This is a genomic window from Streptomyces sp. NPDC048623 (assembly GCF_040650755.1).
Lineage (GTDB): Bacteria > Actinomycetota > Actinomycetes > Streptomycetales > Streptomycetaceae > Streptomyces.
Genome location: NZ_JBEZHV010000024.1, coordinates 96,434 through 116,543, shown reverse-complemented (window position 1 = coordinate 116,543; position 20,110 = coordinate 96,434). Strand labels below are relative to the sequence as shown.

The 20,110-nt window shown below is 69.1% G+C and carries 21 protein-coding genes; 11 read left to right on the top strand and 10 right to left on the bottom strand.

What is annotated here, in order from left to right; genetic code table 11:
• Positions 1-430: 430 nt before the first annotated feature.
• The gene (locus tag AB0C73_RS29185; protein ID WP_362535974.1) at positions 431-2,038 is read right to left on the bottom strand and encodes an acetyl-CoA hydrolase/transferase family protein; all 1,608 of its coding nucleotides are present in this window, start codon (positions 2,036-2,038) and stop codon (positions 431-433) included.
• Positions 2,032-3,936: a propionyl-CoA synthetase gene (locus AB0C73_RS29180; RefSeq protein ID WP_362535973.1), complete on the bottom strand. Its 1,905-nt coding sequence runs from the start codon at positions 3,934-3,936 to the stop codon at positions 2,032-2,034. Before AB0C73_RS29180 ends, AB0C73_RS29185 begins: the two co-directional genes overlap by 7 nt.
• 213 nt (positions 3,937-4,149) lie before the next feature.
• Here AB0C73_RS29180 and AB0C73_RS29175 point away from each other — a divergent pair, with 213 nt between their 5' ends.
• Together AB0C73_RS29175 and AB0C73_RS29170 are read left to right on the top strand one after the other, a co-directional pair.
• Positions 4,150-5,295, top strand: coding sequence for a GAF domain-containing protein (locus AB0C73_RS29175; RefSeq protein WP_362535971.1), 1,146 nt, complete (start codon positions 4,150-4,152; stop codon positions 5,293-5,295).
• Positions 5,292-5,948: a response regulator transcription factor gene (locus AB0C73_RS29170; protein WP_362535969.1), complete on the top strand. Its 657-nt coding sequence runs from the start codon at positions 5,292-5,294 to the stop codon at positions 5,946-5,948. The genes AB0C73_RS29175 and AB0C73_RS29170 overlap by 4 nt, the downstream gene beginning before the upstream one ends.
• 134 nt (positions 5,949-6,082) lie before the next feature.
• On the opposite strand, the gene AB0C73_RS29165 is transcribed toward AB0C73_RS29170, so the two are convergent.
• Together AB0C73_RS29165 and AB0C73_RS29160 are read right to left on the bottom strand one after the other, a co-directional pair.
• A complete protein-coding gene (locus AB0C73_RS29165; RefSeq protein WP_362535967.1) occupies positions 6,083-6,889 on the bottom strand; it encodes a sigma-70 family RNA polymerase sigma factor in 807 nt (268 codons plus the stop codon).
• A 15-nt stretch (positions 6,890-6,904) separates the two neighbouring features.
• On the bottom strand, positions 6,905-7,126 hold the full coding sequence (locus AB0C73_RS29160; RefSeq protein ID WP_362535966.1) for a DUF2892 domain-containing protein: 222 nt from the start codon (positions 7,124-7,126) through the stop codon (positions 6,905-6,907).
• 503 nt (positions 7,127-7,629) lie between these two features.
• Between AB0C73_RS29160 and AB0C73_RS29155 the strand changes: the two genes are divergently transcribed.
• Positions 7,630-8,136 (top strand): hypothetical protein, encoded by a 507-nt coding sequence (locus tag AB0C73_RS29155; protein ID WP_362535964.1) that lies wholly within the window; start codon positions 7,630-7,632, stop codon positions 8,134-8,136.
• Between the two features lie 237 nt (positions 8,137-8,373).
• Positions 8,374-8,820, top strand: a complete 447-nt coding sequence (locus AB0C73_RS29150; protein WP_362535962.1) for a phosphoribosyltransferase — start codon at positions 8,374-8,376, stop codon at positions 8,818-8,820.
• Here the strand turns inward: AB0C73_RS29150 and AB0C73_RS29145 are convergent.
• Positions 8,798-9,280 (bottom strand): hypothetical protein, encoded by a 483-nt coding sequence (locus tag AB0C73_RS29145; RefSeq protein ID WP_362535960.1) that lies wholly within the window; start codon positions 9,278-9,280, stop codon positions 8,798-8,800. The genes AB0C73_RS29150 and AB0C73_RS29145 overlap by 23 nt on opposite strands.
• Positions 9,281-9,304: 24 nt before the next feature.
• Between AB0C73_RS29145 and AB0C73_RS29140 the strand changes: the two genes are divergently transcribed.
• Positions 9,305-10,369, top strand: coding sequence for a serine/threonine-protein kinase (locus AB0C73_RS29140; RefSeq protein WP_362535958.1), 1,065 nt, complete (start codon positions 9,305-9,307; stop codon positions 10,367-10,369).
• 132 nt (positions 10,370-10,501) lie between these two features.
• On the opposite strand, the gene AB0C73_RS29135 is transcribed toward AB0C73_RS29140, so the two are convergent.
• The 3 genes from AB0C73_RS29135 to AB0C73_RS29125 are packed head-to-tail and all read right to left on the bottom strand — an operon-like array spanning position 10,502 to position 12,853.
• Entirely contained in the window at positions 10,502-10,963 is a 462-nt protein-coding gene (locus AB0C73_RS29135; protein ID WP_362535957.1) for a hypothetical protein, read from the bottom strand.
• On the bottom strand, positions 10,960-11,496 hold the full coding sequence (locus tag AB0C73_RS29130; RefSeq protein ID WP_362535955.1) for an NUDIX domain-containing protein: 537 nt from the start codon (positions 11,494-11,496) through the stop codon (positions 10,960-10,962). Before AB0C73_RS29130 ends, AB0C73_RS29135 begins: the two co-directional genes overlap by 4 nt.
• Position 11,497: 1 nt before the next feature.
• Entirely contained in the window at positions 11,498-12,853 is a 1,356-nt protein-coding gene (locus AB0C73_RS29125; protein WP_362535954.1) for a tetratricopeptide repeat protein, read from the bottom strand.
• A gap of 224 nt (positions 12,854-13,077) precedes the next feature.
• Here AB0C73_RS29125 and AB0C73_RS29120 point away from each other — a divergent pair, with 224 nt between their 5' ends.
• The 6 genes from AB0C73_RS29120 to AB0C73_RS29095 all read left to right on the top strand — a co-directional run bounded on the left by AB0C73_RS29120 (position 13,078) and on the right by AB0C73_RS29095 (position 17,530).
• Complete coding sequence (locus tag AB0C73_RS29120; protein WP_362535952.1) at positions 13,078-13,827, top strand: hypothetical protein; 750 nt, start codon at positions 13,078-13,080, stop codon at positions 13,825-13,827.
• A gap of 78 nt (positions 13,828-13,905) precedes the next feature.
• Positions 13,906-14,817: an aminoglycoside phosphotransferase family protein gene (locus tag AB0C73_RS29115; protein ID WP_362535950.1), complete on the top strand. Its 912-nt coding sequence runs from the start codon at positions 13,906-13,908 to the stop codon at positions 14,815-14,817.
• A 1-nt stretch (position 14,818) separates the two neighbouring features.
• Positions 14,819-15,511, top strand: coding sequence for a class I SAM-dependent methyltransferase (locus AB0C73_RS29110; RefSeq protein ID WP_362535948.1), 693 nt, complete (start codon positions 14,819-14,821; stop codon positions 15,509-15,511).
• Positions 15,512-15,546: 35 nt separating this feature from the next.
• On the top strand, positions 15,547-16,092 hold the full coding sequence (locus AB0C73_RS29105) for an HAD domain-containing protein (protein ID WP_362535946.1): 546 nt from the start codon (positions 15,547-15,549) through the stop codon (positions 16,090-16,092).
• A gap of 267 nt (positions 16,093-16,359) precedes the next feature.
• Positions 16,360-16,833: a hypothetical protein gene (locus tag AB0C73_RS29100; protein WP_362535944.1), complete on the top strand. Its 474-nt coding sequence runs from the start codon at positions 16,360-16,362 to the stop codon at positions 16,831-16,833.
• A 115-nt stretch (positions 16,834-16,948) separates the two neighbouring features.
• Positions 16,949-17,530 carry a hypothetical protein gene (locus AB0C73_RS29095; protein ID WP_362535942.1) on the top strand — a complete coding sequence of 194 codons (582 nt, stop codon included), beginning with the start codon at positions 16,949-16,951 and terminating at the stop codon, positions 17,528-17,530.
• A gap of 51 nt (positions 17,531-17,581) precedes the next feature.
• Here AB0C73_RS29095 and AB0C73_RS29090 read toward each other — a convergent pair whose 3' ends face one another.
• Together AB0C73_RS29090 and AB0C73_RS29085 are read right to left on the bottom strand one after the other, a co-directional pair.
• Positions 17,582-19,279 (bottom strand): mobilization protein, encoded by a 1,698-nt coding sequence (locus AB0C73_RS29090; RefSeq protein WP_362535940.1) that lies wholly within the window; start codon positions 19,277-19,279, stop codon positions 17,582-17,584.
• Positions 19,269-19,844: a hypothetical protein gene (locus AB0C73_RS29085; protein ID WP_362535988.1), complete on the bottom strand. Its 576-nt coding sequence runs from the start codon at positions 19,842-19,844 to the stop codon at positions 19,269-19,271. The genes AB0C73_RS29090 and AB0C73_RS29085 overlap by 11 nt, the downstream gene beginning before the upstream one ends.
• Positions 19,845-20,110 lie beyond the last annotated feature (266 nt).

The window sequence follows — 20,110 nt, the reverse complement described above, 5'->3', positions numbered from 1 at the left end:
GAGTTCTCAAGGTGCGGACGCTTCCTTTGTACTCACCCTCGCGGGCTTTCCTCCGGGCGCTTCCTTCGTTCTTGCGTTTCCGACTCTATCAGATCCTTTCGGCGTCTGATTCCCAGTCAGCGGGTTTGTCTTCCTGGCCCGTTGGGCCGTTCCGACGAGTGAGACTTTAGCGGATTCCTTCCCCCGACGCTAATCGGGGGCCGGCGTTCAAACCTTCGAACGCGGATTCCTCATTTCGCAAAAACGCACGGAAAGACAGAACGGCACGACGAATCGACACCGTCAGGCATTGAGTGGTTCTTGCGGAATGGCTGTCCGGGGCCGACCGGGGCCGGTGCTCACGTCGGACAACTCGGAGAACACTACGGACCGGGGGACCCCGTGTCAACTTCACGCTGACGAAGGGTCCGCCCGGGGGCCGGGCCGTCGCTCAGCGCATCGACCCCGTCTCCATGAAGCGGTTGTGCCAGGAGAGGGACTCGGTCAGGAGGTGAGGGGTGTGGCAGCCGTAGGAGGTGCGGAGGGCCCGCGCGTAGTAGTCCTCCAGGGCGGGGCGGTAGTCGGGATGCGCGCAGTTCTTGATGATCTGCTGGGCGCGCTGCTTGGGGGACAGTCCGCGCAGGTCGGCGAGGCCCTGTTCGGTGACGATGACGTCCACGTCGTGTTCGGTGTGGTCGACGTGGGACACCATGGGGACGATCGAGGAGATGGCGCCCTGCTTGGCCCGGGAGGGGCTGAGGAAGAAGGAGATCAGGCCGTTGCGAGCGAAGTCGCCCGAGCCTCCGATGCCGTTCTGGATGCGGCTGCCCATGACATGGGTGGAGTTGATGTTGCCGTAGATGTCGGCCTCGATCATGCCGTTCATGGCGAGACAGCCCAGCCGGCGGACCACCTCGGGGTGGTTGCTGATCTCCTGGGGGCGCAGCACGATCTTGTCGCGGTACTCCCCCGCCCTCGCGTTGAACTTCTCCACCGTGTCGGAGCTGAGGGAGAACGCCGTCGCCGAGACGCCGACCAGCTTGCCGGTGTCGATCAGGTGCAGCATGCCGTCCTGGATGACCTCGGTGTAGGCGGTGAGGTTCTCGAACGGTCCCTCGTCGAGCCCGGCGAGGACGGCGTTGGCGACGTTGCCCACGCCCGACTGGAGCGGAAGCAGGTTCTCCGGCAGGCGGCCCTGCCGTACCTCGTGGGTGAGGAAGTCCAGCACGTGCCCGGCGATCTGGCGGGAGGTGTCGTCCGGCGGGGCGAACGGGGTGTTGCGGTCCGGTGAGTCCGTCGGGACGACCGCGATCACCTTCTCCGGGGGACAGATCAGATGCGGGACCCCGATCCGGTCGGTGGGACGGTTGATCGGCACGGGGGTGCGGTACGGGGGCAGCGCGGTGCCGTAGTAGACGTCGTGCATGCCTTCGAGCTCGGCCGGCTGGCGGGCGTTGACCTCCAGGATCACCGCGTCCGCGCGCTCGATCCAGGTCTTGTTGTTGCCCACCGACGAGGAGGGGATGAGGCGGCCGTCCTCGGTGACGCCGGTCACCTCGATCACTGCTATGTCCAGCTTGCCGAGGAAGCCCTGCCACGCCGACTGCGCCACGTGGGACAGGTGCATGTCGAGGTATTCCATCCGCCCCGCGTTGATCTCACGGCGCGTGGTGGGGTCCGACTGGTACGGCAGGCGCAGCTCGACGCCCTCGGCCTCCGCGAGGACGCCGTCGAGTTCGGGAGCGGTGGAGGCGCCCGTCCACACGTTGACCCGCATCCGCTGTCCTGCCGCGTTGGCGGCGGTGATGCGGTCGGCGAGTGCCTGGGGCAGCTCCTTCGGATAGCCCGCGCCGGTGAAGCCGCTCATGCCGACCGTCGCCCCGGCCGGGATCAGCGCCGCCGCCTCCTCCGCCGGCATGATCCGACCCGCGATCTGCGCGTTCCGTACGCGCGCTCGCGCCGGGTGCGCGTCGAAGCTCTCGTGGCTCGGCGTCCCTGCGGTGTCAGCCGCCGCGGTGTCAGCCGCCGCAGTGCCGCGGGTCGTGTCGGGTGTCAGCATGAATTCTCCCTGCGAAGTGCGTGCCGCAGCGTGTCCAGAACCGCGGGGTCGTCGATGGTGGCGGGCGGCGGCGCGTCGTGTCCGTTGGCGATGTCGCGCATGGAGGCGCGAAGGATCTTTCCGGAACGGGTCTTGGGCAGCGCCGCCACCACCGTGACGTCCTTGAGCGAGGCGATCGCGCCGATCCGCCGCCGGACGTCCCGGACGATCTCCGTCTCCAACGCCTCCAACGTCTCCAACCGGTCGGGGTCGGCCGCCGCCGTGGCCTTGAGGACCACGAACGCCCGCGGGACATGGCCCTTCAGGCTGTCCTGCACGGCGATGACCGCGCACTCGGCGACATCGGGGTGGGCGGCGACGACCTCCTCCATGGCGCCGGTCGACAGCCGGTGTCCGGCGATGTTGATCACGTCGTCCGTGCGGCCCATGACGAACACGTAGCCGTCCTCGTCGAGGTAGCCGCCGTCGCCGGTGAGGTAGTGGTCGGGGAAGCTGGAGAGGTACGACTCCTGATAGCGGTCGTCGTCCTGCCAGAGGGTGGGCAGCGTGCCGGGCGGCAGCGGCAGCCGCAGCGCGATGGCGCCTTCCTGGCCCGGGGCGCAGTCCTGGCCGTCGGCGTCGAGGATCCGCAGGTCGTATCCGGGCATGGGCACGCTGGGCGAGCCCGGCTTGACGGGCAGGGGCTCGGCGCCGCGCGGGTTCGCGGCGATCGGCCAGCCCGTCTCGGTCTGCCACCAGTTGTCGATGACCGGCACGCCGAGCACCGTGCGGGCCCAGTCGTACGTGTCGGGGTCGAGGCGCTCGCCCGCGAGGAACAGGCAGCGGAACTTCTCCAGCTCGTTCCCGGCGAGCAGTTCCGCCTCCGGGTCGGACTTCCTGATCGCGCGCATCGCGGTGGGCGCGGTGAGCAGGGCCTTCACCCCGTACTCGGCGATGACCCGCCAGAACGCCCCGGCGTCCGGTGTGCCCACCGGCTTGCCCTCGTAGAGCAGGGTCGTGGCTCCGGCGAGCAGCGGGGCGTAGACGATGTACGAGTGGCCGACGACCCAGCCCACGTCGGACGCGGCCCACCACACGTCGCCCGGGCCGATGTCGTACACGTGGGCCATGCTCCAGGCCAGCGCGACCGCGTGGCCTCCGTTGTCCCGGACCACGCCCTTGGGGCGGCCGGTGGTGCCCGAGGTGTAGAGGACGTAGAGCGGGTCGGTGGCGTCGAGCGGCACGCAGTCGGCCGGTACGGCGGACGCCATCGCCTCGTCCCAGTCGACGTCGCGCAGGGACAGTTCGGCGTGCACCTGGGGGCGCTGGAGGATGACGCTGATGTCGGGCGTGTGCCGGGCCAGCGTGAGCGCCTCGTCGAGCAGGGGCTTGTAGGGGATGACGCGTGCGGTCTCGATGCCGCAGGACGCCGACACCACGACCTTCGGCCGGGCGTCGTCGATGCGCAGCGCGAGTTCGCGCGGGGCGAATCCGCCGAAGACCACGGAGTGCACGGCGCCGAGGCGTGCGCAGGCCAGCATCGCGACGACCGCCTCGGGGATCATCGGCATGTAGATCACGACGCGGTCGCCCCGGCGGACGCCGAGCCCGCGCAGCACGCCCGCGAATCGGGCCGTCCGCTCCTGGAGCTGGGCGTAGGTGTAGGACGTGCGGGTGTCGGTGACGGGGCTGTCGTAGATCAGCGCGGTGCGGTCACCGTTGCCGGCGGCGACGTGCCGGTCGAGTGCGTTGAAGCACGTGTTGATCCGCCCGTCCGGGAACCACCGGTAGAAGGGCGGCCGTGTGCCGTCCAGGACCTGTACGGGTTCCTCGTACCAGGTCAGTGCCTTGGCTGCGTCGCCCCAGAAACCCTCCGGGTCGGTGAGGCTGTGCCGGTACTGCTCGCTGTAGACGCCCATGTGCGTCGTCACTCCTTGGGGTCGGCACGCGCGGACAGCCCGCCTGTCCTGCGTGGGGAGCGCGACCGCGCCGGCTCCGGGGCTTCCGCGGCTCTACGGCGCGTCCGGAACGTCGGCGGGTGACAGGCATCATCGGATGGCGACGCAGGTCACACCACCTCCATATGGAGACCCTTCTCGCCTTTCCGCCACTCTGAGTGGGACAGTGTTCATATGAGCAGCACGGAGCACGGGCCTCGCGGGACCGGCTGGGAAGCCTCCCCTCTCGTCGCCCTGCTCGACGGCAGGGCCGCGATGCGCGAGGCGGCGCACCAGGTCCGTGCGCTGACGGGCGCCGACATCGCCCTGGTCGGCCGGATGGAGGACGACGACGTGGCCGTGGTGCGCTCCTGGGCCGGCACCCACCGCACCGGACTGCACAACCTCGTGATCCCGAAGGGCCTCGGTCTGGGCGGCAAGGTCCTCGCCACCGACCGGCCCTGCCGGGTGCGTGACTACGCGCGCTCGCGCAGCATCACCCACGACTTCGACGAGCCGATCCAGGCGGAGGGCATCCGGGCGATGCTCGGCGTGCCCATCCACCACGGGGGCGAGGTCATGGGCATGGTCTACGCCGCCTTCCGCGACCCCGGCGATTTCGGCGGCCGGACGACCGCCGCCCTGGCGAAGATCGCCGAGGCCACGGCCGTCTCCCTCGCCGTGGCCGATCTGGCGGAGGCCCAGCGGGAGGCCGAGACGCTCGCGGAACGGCGCCGGATAGCCGTCGCTCTGCACGACTCCGTGGGCGCGATGCTCTTCACGCTCGGTGCGCAGGTACGCGATCTGCGGGCCGACGACGGCACCACCGCCTCGGTGGCCGATCGGCTCGGGGACGTCGAGCGGGGGCTCGCCGAGGCGTCCACGGCGCTGCGCCGGTCCCTGGCCGCGCTCAGCGAGGTCCCCTCGGACCGCTCGCTGTCCGCCATGGTGACGGCGGACTGCGCGGCGTTCGAGGAGCGCACCGGGGTGACCGCCCGCGCGATCACGCTCACCCCCCTGCCCGAGGTGGACCCGCCCCGGTTCCGTACCCTGCTCACCTCGATCCGCGAAGCCCTGCTCAACGTCGAGAAGCACGCCCACGCGTCGTCGGTGGTCGTCACCCTCACGGCGACGGACGACGGGCTGACCGCGGTGGTCGCCGACGACGGGGTCGGCCTGGCCGGAGCCGGAACCGGAACCGGAACCGGAACCGGAGCCCCGGGCGGCGGCATCGGACTGAGTGCCGTACGGGAGCGCTTGGAACGGCTGGGAGGAAACGTTCAGGTGGTGGAGAACGACGACGCCGGGCTCACCGTACGGATCCGGATCCCCCTCCCGTGACCGCGCCCACGGCACGGCCGACGTCACGGCGCCCGGTCCGCATCCTGGTGGCCGACGACCACCCTGTCGTATGCGACGGGGTGAGACTCCTCCTCCGCCACGACCCGCGGATCACCGTCGTGGGCAGCGCGCAGACCGGCGCGGAGGCCGTACGGCAGGCCGTGGAGCTGCGCCCCGACGTCGTCCTGCTCGACCTGCGCCTGCCCGACATGCTCGCGCCCGAGGTGATCGACCGGCTCCGGGACGAGGCCCCGGGCGTACGCGTCCTGCTCTTCACCGCCTACGGCGACCACGCGGGCGTCCGCACGGCCCTCGACCACGGCGCCGACGGCTGCCTCCTCAAGGACGCGGCGACGACGGACCTGACGGCGGCGATCCACAAGGTCGCGGCCGGCACCCCGGTGATGGACCCCCGCCTCTCCGCACCGGACGACACCGACCTGCACCGCCACCTCCAGGAGGCCGGCATCACCCGCCGCGAGTACGACGTGCTGCGGCTGGTCGCCATGGGCCACACGAACCCGGAGATCGCCGAGGAACTCCACCTGGCCCGCAACACCGTGAAGACGTACCTCCAGGCCGCCATGCACAAACTCGGCGCCCGCAACCGCGTCGAGGCCATCGCCAGGGCGGGCGAGGCGCGGTTGCTGTGAGCGGCGGCGGCGCCCCGGTACAAGGAGTACCCGGCGCTGCGGCGGGCGTACGTATCGGACAGGCGGGTCCGCGGCTATGGACAGTTCTGGCCGACGGGTGCGGCAGCGGACCTCGGGAAGCGGTGGGCGCCCCTTCACACCGCCCGCTTCGCGGGCCCACGCAGTTGCCGGATCAGGTCGGTGAGCCCCGGAGGCACGACCGTGTCCGGGTCGCGCAGATCGCCCAGTCGGTCGTGGACGCCAACCAGCGAGGCGTACAGCGGCGGGCACGTCGGACACGCCTGCAAATGCCGCTCCAGCACGGCCCGTTCGGCCATCGGGAGATCGCCGTTGATGTAGTCCGACACCCGGCTGCGGACATCCCAGCAGCGCATCGGCACTCCGGTCAGCGAGGCCAGCCGCTCGGCGCCGCCGGCCAACGCCGTCACGAGCATCATCCGGCCCCGTCGCAGGCGCTGCTTCGCTGCCGGAAGTCCTATGTCCAGGGCTTCGGCGACCTCCGCCATCGTCCACCCCTCGGCGTCGTGGAGCACGACCGCCGACCGGTAGATGAACGGAAGTCGCAGTAGCGCCTCCTCCAGCTCCTCACGTGTCTCGGCCTGTTCCACGACGGCCTGGCCGTCGACGGTATAGGCGTCGTCCCGCCACTTCTCCTCCACCTCCTCGGCCAGGATCTCCCGGCCGTGCCGCCGGATGCGGTCCACCGCGAGGTTCCGGAGGATGCGGTGCAGCCAGGTGCCGACGGATGCCTCGCCCCTGAAGGTGTCGCGTTTCTCGAAGGCCCGTAGAAAGGTCTCCTGGACAAGATCCTGCGCGGCATGGGAGTCGCCCCCGGCCAGAGAGCGGGCGAACCGGTGGAGGGCCGCCGAATGCTCGGCGACGAGGGCCTCGATCGTCGCGGTGTCAAGGCCCTCGGATCGCTCACCGGTCCGCGGCGGCATGATGTTGCCCCAGGGTCAGACCCCGGCCCGATCGCGCGGCCGGCACGTGCTGATACGGAACAGGGCGTACGGCGGGCAGGTCCCGACCACTGCGGTGCCCAGCATGACCACCGCCACCACCAGGGCGACGATCCCCCAGACGGACGTCCATCCGGCGAGCCCGGCCAGTACCACCGCGACCGGGGCGAGCACGAGGGCCCGGATCAGGCGGTCGGCGGTCCCCACGTTCTTCTTCATTTCCTCCTCCTTCCGAAAAGGCCTTCTCTTGGGCCTTCTCTTCGGCTTCACCCGCACTGACGGATGAAGAGGCCGGAGGGATACAAGGCGGAATGTGAGGTGGGTAACGAAGAAACAGCCGCCGCATGCCAACCTTCCAGAACGACGCGTCGACCTCTGAGAGAGGCCGTTCACCGTCTCAGTCCCCGACAGGCAGCGGCAGAGCCGAAAGGCCCCGGCGTTCCGGTCCGGCCGGCCCCTCATGCCGCGGACTCCCCGTGGAACGTGGAACGCAAAGGCCGTCCGACCCGCTTCTCAGCAGGTCGGACGGCCTTTCGCCGGACGTATCAGACGTTGAAGCGGAATACCTGAAGCCAGATCCTGACCTGCGGCGGAGCCTCCCACATGCCCCTGACCTGGGATTTCTCCGTTGGCGCGCGTTGGCTCCCGACAGGCGTTTACGAGTGTCTTGCGGACTGGCTGCGGACTGAGTGTCCCCGCCGCTCGCCCGGCACAATGCTCAGATGCTCGATTTCGACCTCGACACCTACGCCCCCGAGTGGCTTCGCGGCCATGCCGCGATCACCACCAGCCACGGCGACCGCCTGCGAGCGCTGGTCGGGAAGACACTGGCACGTACCTGGCTGCTTTGGGACGTCGCGGACGACACATGGTTCGCCGATGGTCCCGTTCTGCTCGACTTCGACGGAGAGCAGGTCGAGATCCAGCACCAGAAGTTCGACGACATCTCGGTGGGCTGGAACTCCCTCACCCCCCACGGGTCCGTCCGTTGGCCTGGGTTCGACCTGCGTTGGCGCCACGATGCGGTGCCGGCCCTGGCCTCACTCCATGGCCAGGTGCTACAGAAGATCGAGCTCCTGGAATGGCGCGGCAACGATGCGGCGCAAGGGATGGTGGCTATCGGGTTCGTCTTCCCGCACAGTCGGGTCACCGTCTTCAACGCGCTCGACGAGAACGGCCTGAGCTTCACGGCACCCGAGCCCTTCTACGAGTGCCACTCCCTGGAGTAGCTAGCCTTGCATGCCCTCTGAATGCTGCTGCGCTCACTCGTTTGATCGGCTATCGGCACCACGCTCCCTGGAGACGTGTCACACCTCAGGACGGGTGATGGGTTGCCGTTCGGCTTGCCGCGCACAGCGGCCGAAGGCAGTGTCGTTGGTAACGGAATCAGCGTCGGTATTGGCACGCCGCCGTTGCCCATCAAGACTGCACATACCGAAGACCAGCGTTCCTATGGGGGTGTACCGATGAGCGACCTGCTGGACGCGGTGGACACGGCTCACAACAACATCGAGCGCCTCACCGATCCGGGTGCACTACGCGACGCCACCGAGCAAGTGATCACTGTCGCGCGCCAGTGCGGCGCCCAAGCGGTCCTTGCCGCCAGCCCCGTTGCCGAGCGCCTGGTCGGCGCGCTCCTGTCTTCGTGCAGCGACTTGGTCAGCTTGTCCTCGCAGGCAGCCGTAGCCTCACAGAACGTACTGATCGTGGACGTCAACCTTGCCAGCGGCACCACGGTGGCGCAGGCCGCCCGCCACGCCCGCAGCCGCGGAGCACGACGTATCCACGCAGTCGTCCTCCATCAACTGACCGCCGTTGCAGCCCAGGCCGAAGACTGCGGCGTAGATGCATTGGACGTCCTCGGAGAACGACCGCCGACCCGCGCTTCTTCTACGACAGATTCGGGTCTGTAGTAGATACAGCGGGCAAAGCCGTAAGGGCCGCAGCCGCGGCCGCCGATCGCTTAGAGTCCAGCGCCTTACCGCGTGCGAGCGCCTCCGCCTTGCTCAGGCCAAGCGCCTCGCCGACTTCCTTACCGTTGCGGTACACAACCTGCTGGATCTTGTGATCGCGGCACACGTACCCCAGAGCACCTTCGATCATGAGGCGATGCCGGGGTGCCGCCTTGCGATTCCCCGCGGGGCTAACGTCCGCGACGCAGATCACCACGGCGTTGGGATTCAAGGCCGAGAGCTTGCTACTGAGCATGCGCCCCAGGTCTTCAACCTGGTCGATGACCTCCAGCGCCGCCGTTCGAAGCTCACAAGCCTCCTGAATCTGGGGCTCGCCCTGCGATCCCCCCAGGACAACACAGGTAACTACAGGACCTCGCCCTGCCGCTGGAAAGCCCACACTGATCCCAAGTACCTCCATGCACAGCACTATAGAGTGACGGGCATGTCGGGAACGGTCATCGCCCAGGTCGGCAACCACCAGGTCGGGAACCGCATCAGTGAGCGCTACAAGGTGCTGGAACACCTCGGGGGCGGGGCTGGTGGCCAGGTCTATCGGGTTGAGGACGAGCATCTGCGCACAGAGGTGGCGCTCAAGCTCTTCGAACCGCAGTCAGGTCAGCCAGCCACATGGGACGAAGCCCAAGCGCTCAAGGAGCTGCAGAGCCAGTACCTCCTCCCCGTCTACAACGCTGACATCGCCAGCGGGACCGACATCCGCTACATCACGATGCCCGTCATGGACGGCGATCTTGAATCAGCTTCAGCGCCGTTCGGTATCGACATCGCTAAGGCGGTGCGCTGGGGCCAGCAGCTCGGACACGGACTTGAGCGCGTCCACGCCGCCGGCCTACTGCATCGCGACGTCAAACCAGGCAACGTGTTCGTCGACACCGGCAACAACGTCCTGCTGGGAGATCTTGGTTTTGCCGCGCGGATGGATGCCGACGGCTATACCGCCGCGAACGGAACATACGCCACCGTAGCTCCAGAGGTACTGAGTACAGGCAAATGCTCAGTGGCCTCAGACGTCTACTCGCTGGCTGCCACCATGTTCTACCTCCTGTCGGGGCAGTACCCGAACGGGCCGAAATCCCTGGGACTAAACGCCCGCAGGGAGCGAATTCTCCACCGCCAGTTCGACAAACTGCGCGATGTCGCCCCGCATGTCTCCCAGGGTCTCGGCAGCGTCGTTGAACGAGGACTCTCCCTCGATCCAGTTGCTCGTCCCAACAGCGCGCAAGCTCTCGCAAACCAACTCGCTCAATGTTCACGCCCTCACAGACCTTGGCGCCGCGTCACACCCCACGACGGTCACGACCAGTGCTTTGAAGGGGGCGCCACCAACACGGCGAAGGCAGTCTCGGTCTGCGCGGTACAGGACGCACGCGGCCGCTACAGCGTCGAGGTGCGCCACGAGACAGGCCGGCGAGCACGCCAGCACGAGAAGAGCGGACTCCAACGAGACAGCCTTCCTGCCGCATTGCGCACTGTGCTTCGCAACGTCTAGCTTGCCGCTCGCCTGCTGGCTGTGGCCGCGCGCACGGCCCCGGACTACGTGCCTCGCGTACCGGACGACGATCACCTGCCGTACGAGCTTCTGTTTCCGAGCAGCCCCGCATAGCGAAGCCAGCGCTTGACGTCAGTACCGGGCGATGACCTGTCGCAGGTCCGTGCCCAGGAGGTCCTCCAGCGCCTGGATGCTGGCTGGTGGTAGTGGCAGCTCGCATTCTGGGTCTGTGGTGACGAGGCTGTACCTGGCGAAACCCGCAGCCTCGACGTAGTCGAGGGCGTTCAAGTCCGTCTGGGCAGAGCAACAGGGCATCGTCACGGTAAGCGCGTCGAAATAGCCGTCCGGAAGGGCTGCCGTGTCCATCGCGTCGCCCCACCAGTCTTCGATGTCGGAGCCGCATGCGGGGCACCGAACACCACACCAGTTCTCCCCGGGATCAATGAAGGCTGTGCCGGGGATGTCCCAGACGTCGTAACCGCCCAATGCCTCGGGAACCAGTTGTCGTAGCCGCGCTTGCGCAGCCTCGCTCACAGCGGGCGCAGGCGAAAAGTGCGGGTCCTTGGGTATGAGGTGGAGCAGCGTGATGCTCACGCTGCCGACCAGCCGTCCAGCGAGACTTCCGAGCCGTCATTCAGGTAATGGTGGAGGGCGCTGGCGGTGGTGTCGACGAAGGCTTCGGGGATGGCGTTGGCGTCGACCCAGCAGACCTGCGAGTGCTTGCGGGGTTCGCGGTTTTCGGGTTCGCCGGTCCATTCGTGGGCGGCGAAGACAACGGTGAGGAAGCCGTTGGGGGCTTCGACGCCCCAGGCGCCGTGGATGATGTGGGCGACCTTGAGGGACTCGGGCTTCACCGTGAGGCCGGTCTCCTCGTAGAGCTCGCGGACCGCGGTTTCGGTGATGGGCTCGCCCGGTTCGCTCTTGCCGACGGGGAGGTCCCACATGCCCTGGGCGAACTTGGCGTTCTCGCTGCGCTGGAGGAGGACGACGCGGTTGGTGGCCTTGTCGTGGACGATGACGGCCGCGACCAGCAGGGTCATCGATTCGAGCGCCGGCTTGAGGGCCTTCGGCTGGTCGTCGGTCTGCTGGGTCACGGTGTTCCCTTCGTCGGGCGGGTTGTTGGGCATGTTAGGCGAGGGCCTCGCGGGCGCGGCGGGCGAGATCGGCGGCACCGGGCACCCTGCGCCGCTGGTAGACCGCGAGGGTGGAGCGGATCGAGGTGATCGCCTTGCGGGTGCGGTCGGAGGTCATGCCCTCCATCAGGACCAGGGCCTGGGTCCAGGCGGCGACGGCTTCGTCGGCGCGGGCCTGTGCGGCGAGGCTGTCGCCGAGGTCGGCGTGGGTGAGGGCGTGGACGCGCTTGTACTTCTCCGGGTCCCAGCGGGTGAGGGCGTCTCGGTGCTGCTGTTCGGTGCCGATGTGGTCGGCGAGGTCGGTCAGGGTGCGGGCGGTGTGGCTGGCCACAGTGCCGGCGGCGGGGCCGCTCACGCGGGAGTAGCTGGGCTGGGGGCCGTCGTCACGGAGGAGGGCGTCCTCGGCGGCGAGCAGGGCGCGTGCGGCCGACGAGTTCTCGTCGGTGGCGGCGTAGGCGCGGGCGTGAGTAATGTGGAGGAGGGCCTCGGTTTGGCCGTCGATGTGGCCGAGACCTGTGCGGAGGGCTCCTTCGACGAGGTCGACGCAGTGGTGAGGCTGCTTGAGGCTCAGGGCCTGGTGGGCGAGGGCGCGCATCATCCAGGCGGCGTGGCCGTGGGGGTCGGCTTCGCAGGCGAGCTTGTAGCCGACCTGGTAGTAGCGCTGGGCGGCGCCTTCCTGGCCGAGGTCGTGGTGCTTCCACCCTGCGAGGTAGGCGAGTTCGGCGACGGCGCCGAAGGCTGCCCGGCGTAAGGCTTCATTGGGGAAACGTCCGCGCAGCATGGGGGAGGCTGTGTCAGCGAGGTACGCGGTGACGGTGGTCAGGCCGTGCCCGCCGCCGAGGCGCTCGTCGGCCGCACTGAAGGCCGCGGTGATCTGGCGTACGACGTCCACGTCCTCCGCCCCGACCAGGGACGTGCCGGTACGGGCGCGGAGCATGCGGGCAGTGGCTTCGTGGTCGTAGCCGAGCGGCATGGCGACGCCGGCGGTGGTGAAGGCCGCGATGGCGAGGAAGCGGCGGCGCTCGACGTCGGCCCGGCCCAGGTCGGTAGCCGCGAGGACGGGGTCGGATTCCGCCGGCGCTTCGTCATCGCTGGCCTGGAGGCCGATCTCGGTCTGAGTGATCGTGCGCCCCGCTCGACGGGACAGCGCTTCGGCGAGGTACTGGCCTACTCGGCCCGACGGGGCACGGGTGCCGTTCACCCAGTGGGAGATGGCCGACTTGTTGGTCTGGAGGATCTCGCCGTTCTCGGCGGCGATGCGCCGCACGTCTCTGGCGAGGGCCTCGTAGGTGCAGTCGACCGCCGCGATGACGTCACGCAGACGGGAGTTGGGTTCTCTCGGCGCCGCCACGATCGCCTCCACTCCGGAGCTGTAAACCGCGTATACCGCTTCAACTCCCTTCCACCGTACCCACTGAGCGTGACCACCGGTTCACTTATCAGCAGCCGCCCGGAACGGCGCGACCGTGATCCAGGCTTCCCCTTGGTCCGGGCGGCACCCCGAAGTTCCGTACGCCCACACCGGGCTCGGGCATTCCTGTGCCCGAGCCCGGCCGAATCAGAGACGGAGACACGGTGACCACCATCGACACCACAGCCATCACGGTCGAGCTGCCCGAGGCGTTCGACCCGCGCTGGAGCCGCCTGCCCGGCGTCCAGGTCGACGGCCGGCGCATCACCATCGACCCGGCCGAGTACTTCTTCCGCTTCGAGTCGAGCACCTGGCTCGTCGCAGACTGGGAGCTGGTCAAGTCCCAGCTCCTGGACGTGGACGAGACGACCGAGAGCGCGGTCGAGCAGCTCGCGCTCGACTTCATCAAGAACCACGGTGAGTCCACCTCCGACGCGGCCCGCGTCCTGGCCACCGCGTACGAGGTGTACGCGTACCTCTTCCGCGAGGAGCACCTGGCCGGCCTCGGCCTGCCGCAGATCACCGCCGACCACCTGCGGATGCTCCGCGAGGCCGCCACGCTCATGGCGCTCAACAAGGTCGAGCTGGACGGGCACATCTCCAACGTCGGCCCGTGCTGGTTCTTCCCCGCCGCCACCTCCGTCGTCTTCGACCTGGACGACGAGATGGGCGGGATGCTCGACGAGGTCTACCACGGCGGCTGGTTCAACGAGCACCGCCGGATCGAGTCCATCAAGGCCCACGCCGCGCTCGGCGGCCGACTCGTGCACGGCTGCCAGTCCGTGCCGGATCAGTCCGGCGGCGTGGTCGCGCCCTACGGTGCCTCGATGGCCCACTTCCGTGACGACCTCGCCGCGTTCAAGGCGGGCTGGATCGAGCAGGTCTACGCCCACCGAGTGAACCCCGCCGCGTAACCCCACCCGAACAGGCTCCGGGGCGGGCCGGCATCCCTCGCCCGCCCCGGACGCCACCATCTCTCCCCGGAGCCTGCAGTGACCACGAACCCCAGCGCCGAACTCCTCGACAACCTGCTCACCGCGACCGGCCAGACCACCGCCGTACGGGAGGAGGTACGTGTGTGGTCCATGTCCGGAGTCGAGCGCGTGACCTTCCCCGACGGCTCCACGGCCATCTTCAAGTACGCCAAGAAGCCCTTCGACAGCGAGGACCAGGCCCTCCGTCTGGCCCACACCCTCGGAGTACCCGTCCCCCGGATCCACGCCTCCGCCGTCCTGGACGGGTGGCTCGGCATGCTCATGGAGGACCTCGGACCGTCCGTCCGCGAGGCCGACGACCTCGACGGCGTCGCCGCGGCCGTGATCCTGCACGGCACCCGCACGGCTCCGCCCTTGCCCGTCCTCGACCAGGGCCGGCTGCGCACGCTCCCGTCCCGGGCGCTGGAGCATCTCGATCGGCTGCGCAAGGCCGACCGGTGGCAGGAGGCCGACGACGTCGAGGATGCGCTCGACCGGATCGCCCAGGCCGCCGAGGCCCGCTCGGCCGGAGCGGCGCTGGAACCGTTCGGCTGGGTGCACTCCGAGTTCCACCCCACCAGCCTCCACATCGGCGAGCGCGGGTGGCGGCTGCTCGACTTCGCCCGCGCCTTCACCGGCCCCGGCCTGCTCGACCTCGCCAGCTGGCACGGCACCATCGAGCCCCCGCACCCCATGCGCCTGCGCGTCTTCCTTGAGCAATACGTCACCGCTGGCGGCACCCCCGACGCCCTCGCCCCACGCGGCGGGCTCACCGCCGAACACTGGGCCCTGGGCTGGCACCGCATGTGGGCCGTCGAGTGGTTCATGGAGCAGTCCATCCGCTGGATCAACGACCCGGCCACCGACCCCGCCTACATCAAGGCCGTCCGCCGCCACCTCACCGACGTCCTCCACCTCCTGGAGATCTGACGTGCTCGCCCAGGCATCCCCCTGGCACGCCCACGCCCTCCAGCGCACCGCCGCCGGACTCGCCGAACCCCTCTCCGTACCCGCACGGATGGAATGGACCACGAGACCCGGCCAAGGTCCCGGAGCCGACGCCCTCGGCCCCGACCTGCGCGGCAAGCGACTCCTGGAACTCGGCTGCGGCCCCGGCCACAACGCCGCCCACCTCGCCACCCGCCACGGCGCCCACGTCACCGGCGTCGACCTGATCGGCCTCCAGGTCCGCCGCGCCCGCTCCCACTACGGACGGCTGAACAACCTCACCTTCGTCGCCGGCCACGCCCTGCACTACCTGCACGCCACCGACGAGCAGTTCGACGCGATCTACTCTGTCTTCGGCGCCATCGGGCTTGTCGCCCCCGAGCTCCTGCTCCCGGCCATCGCCCAACGCCTCACGCCTGGACGAGTGCTCGCCTTCTCCATCCCGCACCCGCAGCGCGGCGGTCGAAGTCCTTCTGGCGACGACCGGCCTCGCCGCGACTACGTCACCCTCCCCGACCGCACTCGGCTTCCCATCGCCCGTTGGGAGTTCTCCACGGACCGGTGGGAGAAGCACCTCAGCCAGGCGGGCTTCTGGCTCACCTCAGCCCAGGAGTTCCACGACCCCCGCATGGGCTACTGGCCCACCACCCTGCTGATCCGCGCTCACAAGCTCTGACCAGTCATTCGCCCCGGCTTCCCTTGGAGGAACCGATGCGCCAGCCCTACCTGCTCCTCGACGTCGACGGCGTCCTCATACCCTTTCCCAACGCGGATGGCTCGACCCCGGCCACCCACGCCCGTCACGACGTCGTCCCCGCCGGCCGCAGCGCCGACAACCCGGTCACCGTCTGCCTCAACCCCGACCACGACCGCCTTCTCATGGACGTGATCCGCACCGGCCTGCTCACTCCCGTCTGGTGCACCAGCTGGCGCCAGGACGCCACCACCCTCATCGGGCCCCTTCTCGACCTCCCGGCCCTGCCGTACGTCGATCTCCCGCGTCCGCAGATCACCACCAGCCACCCCAACGGCTACCTGTGGAAGCGCGACCACATCGACGCCTGGCTGGGCGACGCCCCCGCCGTCTGGATCGACGACGACTTCACCACCCTCGACCACGCCTGGGCAGCGGAGCGCAATGTCAAGGGAACGGCGACGCTCCTCGTTCAACCCGACCCGCACCTCGGGCTGCAGCCCGAGCACCTGATTGAGGTCACGACGTGGGTCTCACAGTTACCCACGGCCCGCGCTGCATGAGGACTGGTGCCCTCGCTGCCACGAGCAGCAAGGGCACCAGAGTGCTCTGTGGGCCCTGCCTGCCTGTGAAGGGATCTGTGAAACGGCCAGGGCTCTTCGTTCCATTCGGGCCGCCGCTCAACGGCATGGGGATTTTCGACGAGCGTCGCGCGGCGTTGGTCGGAGCCGCCTGCTAGGACTTGCCCCCGCTCGGTCTCTGAGACGGCAGCGCGTGAGCCCCGTGAATCTCGTTGTAGAGCGTCTTGTCAAGTGAGGTAGAAGGGCAGCATGGATACTGCCGTACTTGAACAGATGCTGGACGAGACCTTCGATCACGCGGTCGTGCACCACGGATACACCAACTACATGCGCGACTACGAGGTCGTCGTCTATGCAACGGCTGATCCCCGTACCGGCATCGCGCCGGCCCACCTCCGGTATCTCTTTCGGTACTGCGTTGAGGCGCGGTGCGAGACGTCAGTGCCGACGGAGACGTGGCGGGTCTCTTTGGATGACCGGCTCATCGACCATGAAACCGGTGTCGATCTCGACGGATACGTCTGGGGGGTGAAGTGGCATGACCTGTATCCGGGAGCCAAGATTCTGCCTGAGTCGGAGGCGACCCGCCGCTGGTCGAAGGCCGTCGGGATCGACTTCCACGAGGTACGCATCGAGACGAACGCACACAACCTGACCTTGATCTTCTCTGACCTTCAGGTCAGCGAGGTCCCGGCTGGATACGCACCCTTCGTCGCCGAGTAGGGATCAGGGGTCGTGTGATCACGCGACCGGCGGGTGGTCGGATTCGCTCAGACCCCTGGACAATGAGCCCGTCCTACGGCCCGTACCGAGTGCCTTCTGCGGCAGGATGACGCCCATGGATCAGGGGGTGGCGGCCGTCATAGCGGCCGGAGTAGCGGGTGTCGTCGGTGTGACCGGCAGTCTCATCGGCATGCGGATGGGGCGCCGACAGGTGAGCGACCAGGCACAGGTCGAGCATGAGCAGTGGCTCCGCGGGCAGCGGCAGGAGGCGTACATCGCCGTCCTGGATGCCTGGGACACGGCCGTGAAGGGCCTTCGGCGGTTGATCGAGGAAGAAGCCGAGAACCAAGTCCTCGGGACTCGCTATGAGGAAGAGCGCGAGGGCCACGAGCGGGACGTCTGGAGCGCTCTTGCCGAACGGGTCCGTGCGGAAGCTGATGACCTCAGCGTCGAAGCCTTCAAGGCGCTGGAGCGGGTGCAGGTCCTCGGCCCCGAGTCCGTCGACAAGACGGCGATCAACTTGGAAGACGCCCTGCACCTCATGTGCGGTGCGATACGAGCCAGAACGGGCACCCGAGAGTGGCCGGACTACGCCGGCTTCTCAGAAGCCGTCCGGGTAACCACCCGCGCACGCCAGGACTTCATGAACGCCTCGCGGTCCGTTCTCCGCTCCGCGCCGCGTCCCGGGAAGCGGTAGCCGCCGGGCCCGATGCCCCGCCACGAGGCGTGGCGGGGCATCGGGCCGGGGTCAGCGGTGCCGACTGCGCTCTTCGGGCCTCGTGGCCGCTGGTGTGGCCGGAGGGTGTGGCGTGGCGGACATGGACGACGTTCCGTTGACTGTACTTCGGCTGCGAGCGGCTTGCGTCCTTCGGTTTGGCTGAGCGGTGATGTGCCAGTTGAGGACCTCGGCGGGGTGCTCGGCGCCGTCGAGCTCTCGCTGGGCGCCCACCTCGGCCAGGAGACGTCGGGGGTTGTGGCCGGCGGTCTGGGCGTGGGCGAGGGTTGTGGTCAGGGCGGTCCAAGTGGGGTCGGCGAGGATTCGGTCGGCGTGGTCGGGGAGGGCTGCACGTACGTCCTGTTCGTAGCGGCGGGCGGTTGTGGCTCGTGGTGCGCGGCGGGCCAGGTCCGCCAGGACGGGTGTGGCGGCCTGCTGGTAGCCCGCCTGGAGGTGGCGGAGGGCTTCCTGGGCCGCTGCGGCCTGCTGTTCGTGGCCGCGTTGCTCGTGCCACTTGGCGGCGGCGCGGGCCAGGTGCACGGTGGCGAAGAGCAGGGCGATGGCGAGTCCGCCTGGCTGGTTGGAGGCGTAGGCGAGTTCCTTGGCGGCCTTGCGCAGGGCGGTGGCGGCCTGGTGGTCGGCGCGGGTGGCGGAGCGGCGGGCGCGGTTGAACGCCATCGCAGCCGCCTGCAGTTCCGCCCTGTGTGGGCCGGTCGTGGCGCTGGCGATGTTGTACAGGGCGTCACCGAAGGCGGCCAGGTGGCCCTGGGCGGCGGCATCGTCATCGGAGTCGAGGACGGTGTGTGCCGCGTGTATGGCGGTGGTGGTGTGGTGCCATGGGGCGGCGGGGTCCGCCACGTACCGGGGGTGGTCGGCCACCTTCTGGTCGGGGAGGCGTTCGCGTAGGCGGTTGATGGAGAGGTCGGGGGCGAGTTTCGAGCCGCCGTACCAGACGGGTTCGCCGGCCGTGTTGGTGTCGCCGGGGGCGGCGAGGCTGTAGCCGATCACGTCGCCGGTCTCGGGGCCGAGGCGTGTCTTGACCTTGATGCCGAGGGACTGCAGCACGGTGAAGTAGTCGGCTTCGTTGCGTACGGCGGCGGCGACCGCGTACGCCTGCTCGCGCAGCCAGTGCCGTGCCGTGACCGTCTGGCCCTGTCGCTCGGCCTTGGCGCGTTCGGCGCCGGTGGGGGTGCGGGGCGCGGTGAGGTCGCCGGACTTCAGGCGGCGCAGGCCGAACTCGGCCTCGATCTTGCGGCACTCCGCCTGGGCCCGCTGTCCATCGCGGTGGGTGCGAGGACGGCGCCCGTCGGCGCGGACCGTGGTGGCCATGATGTGAATGTGGTCGTCAGCGTGGCGCACGGCGATCCACCGGCATGCCTTCTCGTCTCCTTCGGGGGCGATGCCTGTGGCGTGAACGATGCGGCGGGCGACCTCGGCCCACTCGGCGTCGGTGAGGTAGCGGTCGCCGGGCGCGGTACGGACCGGGCAGTGCCAGACATGCTGAGGTGGCTTCTTGCCGCCCAGCTCCCGGGTGCGCAGGTCGACATGGTGGTCGAGGCGCTTGGCGAGCAGGGAGTAGGTGGCTGCCGGGTCGCGGCCGGGGTCAGGGGCGCCGGCCATGTCCCAGGCGGCCACGATGTGAGGGTCGGTGTGTTCGTCGCGGCGACCGGGGCCGAAGAGATAGACGATCAGCCCGCGGGAGTCGGAGCCGGTGGAGACGTCAGGAACCATGCGCGGTGCCCTCCGTCAGTACCTGGTCGATCAGTCGATAGCTGCTCTCGGCCGCTTGCTCAACGCGGTCCAGCACCGCCTCGGCGCGCTCAGGCACCGTTCCTCGATGGATGGCTGCGGTGATCCGGTTGAGGTTGCCGCCGATGCGGTTCAGCGCGACCGTCTGTGCCTGGACGGCCTCGATCAGCGGGCGGAGAGGATCGTCCTCCGGGCTGCCGACCAGCCCCGCCTTGCCGAGGGCGACGGCCAGGGCGGCGTCCCCGACGAATCCGGCGAACTTCTGACCGCGCTGGTGAGCGGCGGCGCTGATGACGCTTACAGCGGTCCGCGTGAAGCGGATGGTCTTCTCCTGGTCGCGCTTCTCCACGGTGCGCTTGCGGTTCATCAGCGCGGGCAGGGCGGGGGCATCGAGATCCCGCCAGGAGGGCTGCTCGACGGGCGGTTGGACGTCGGTCGGCGGCTGAGTACTCGCAGCGACGGAGTCGGGTGCGGGCGGGCAGCTGGTCTCGGCTACACCCTCCTCCGGCTCGGGCGCCCCCTGACGCTCGGCCTTCCCCTCCGCCACCCCTGGGGCGGGGACAAGCGCGGACGAAGCCTCGTTAGAGGCTCGTTCGCTCCAGCTTGCTGCTGATCGGCGGGTCAGGCCGAAGAATCCCTTGCGGCGGCGGGCGGGGGCGCTGTCGGTGCTCGTGTCGGGCATGGTGGTGCTCCGGTAGTCGTGTGCGGTGGGGCTTCGTCACGTCCGTTGCATCCGTCCCGTAGCTGGTCAGGACAGGTACGGAGGCGGTCGCAGGTACGGAGTGATCCGTATCGGCGAGGAACTCCGTCCCC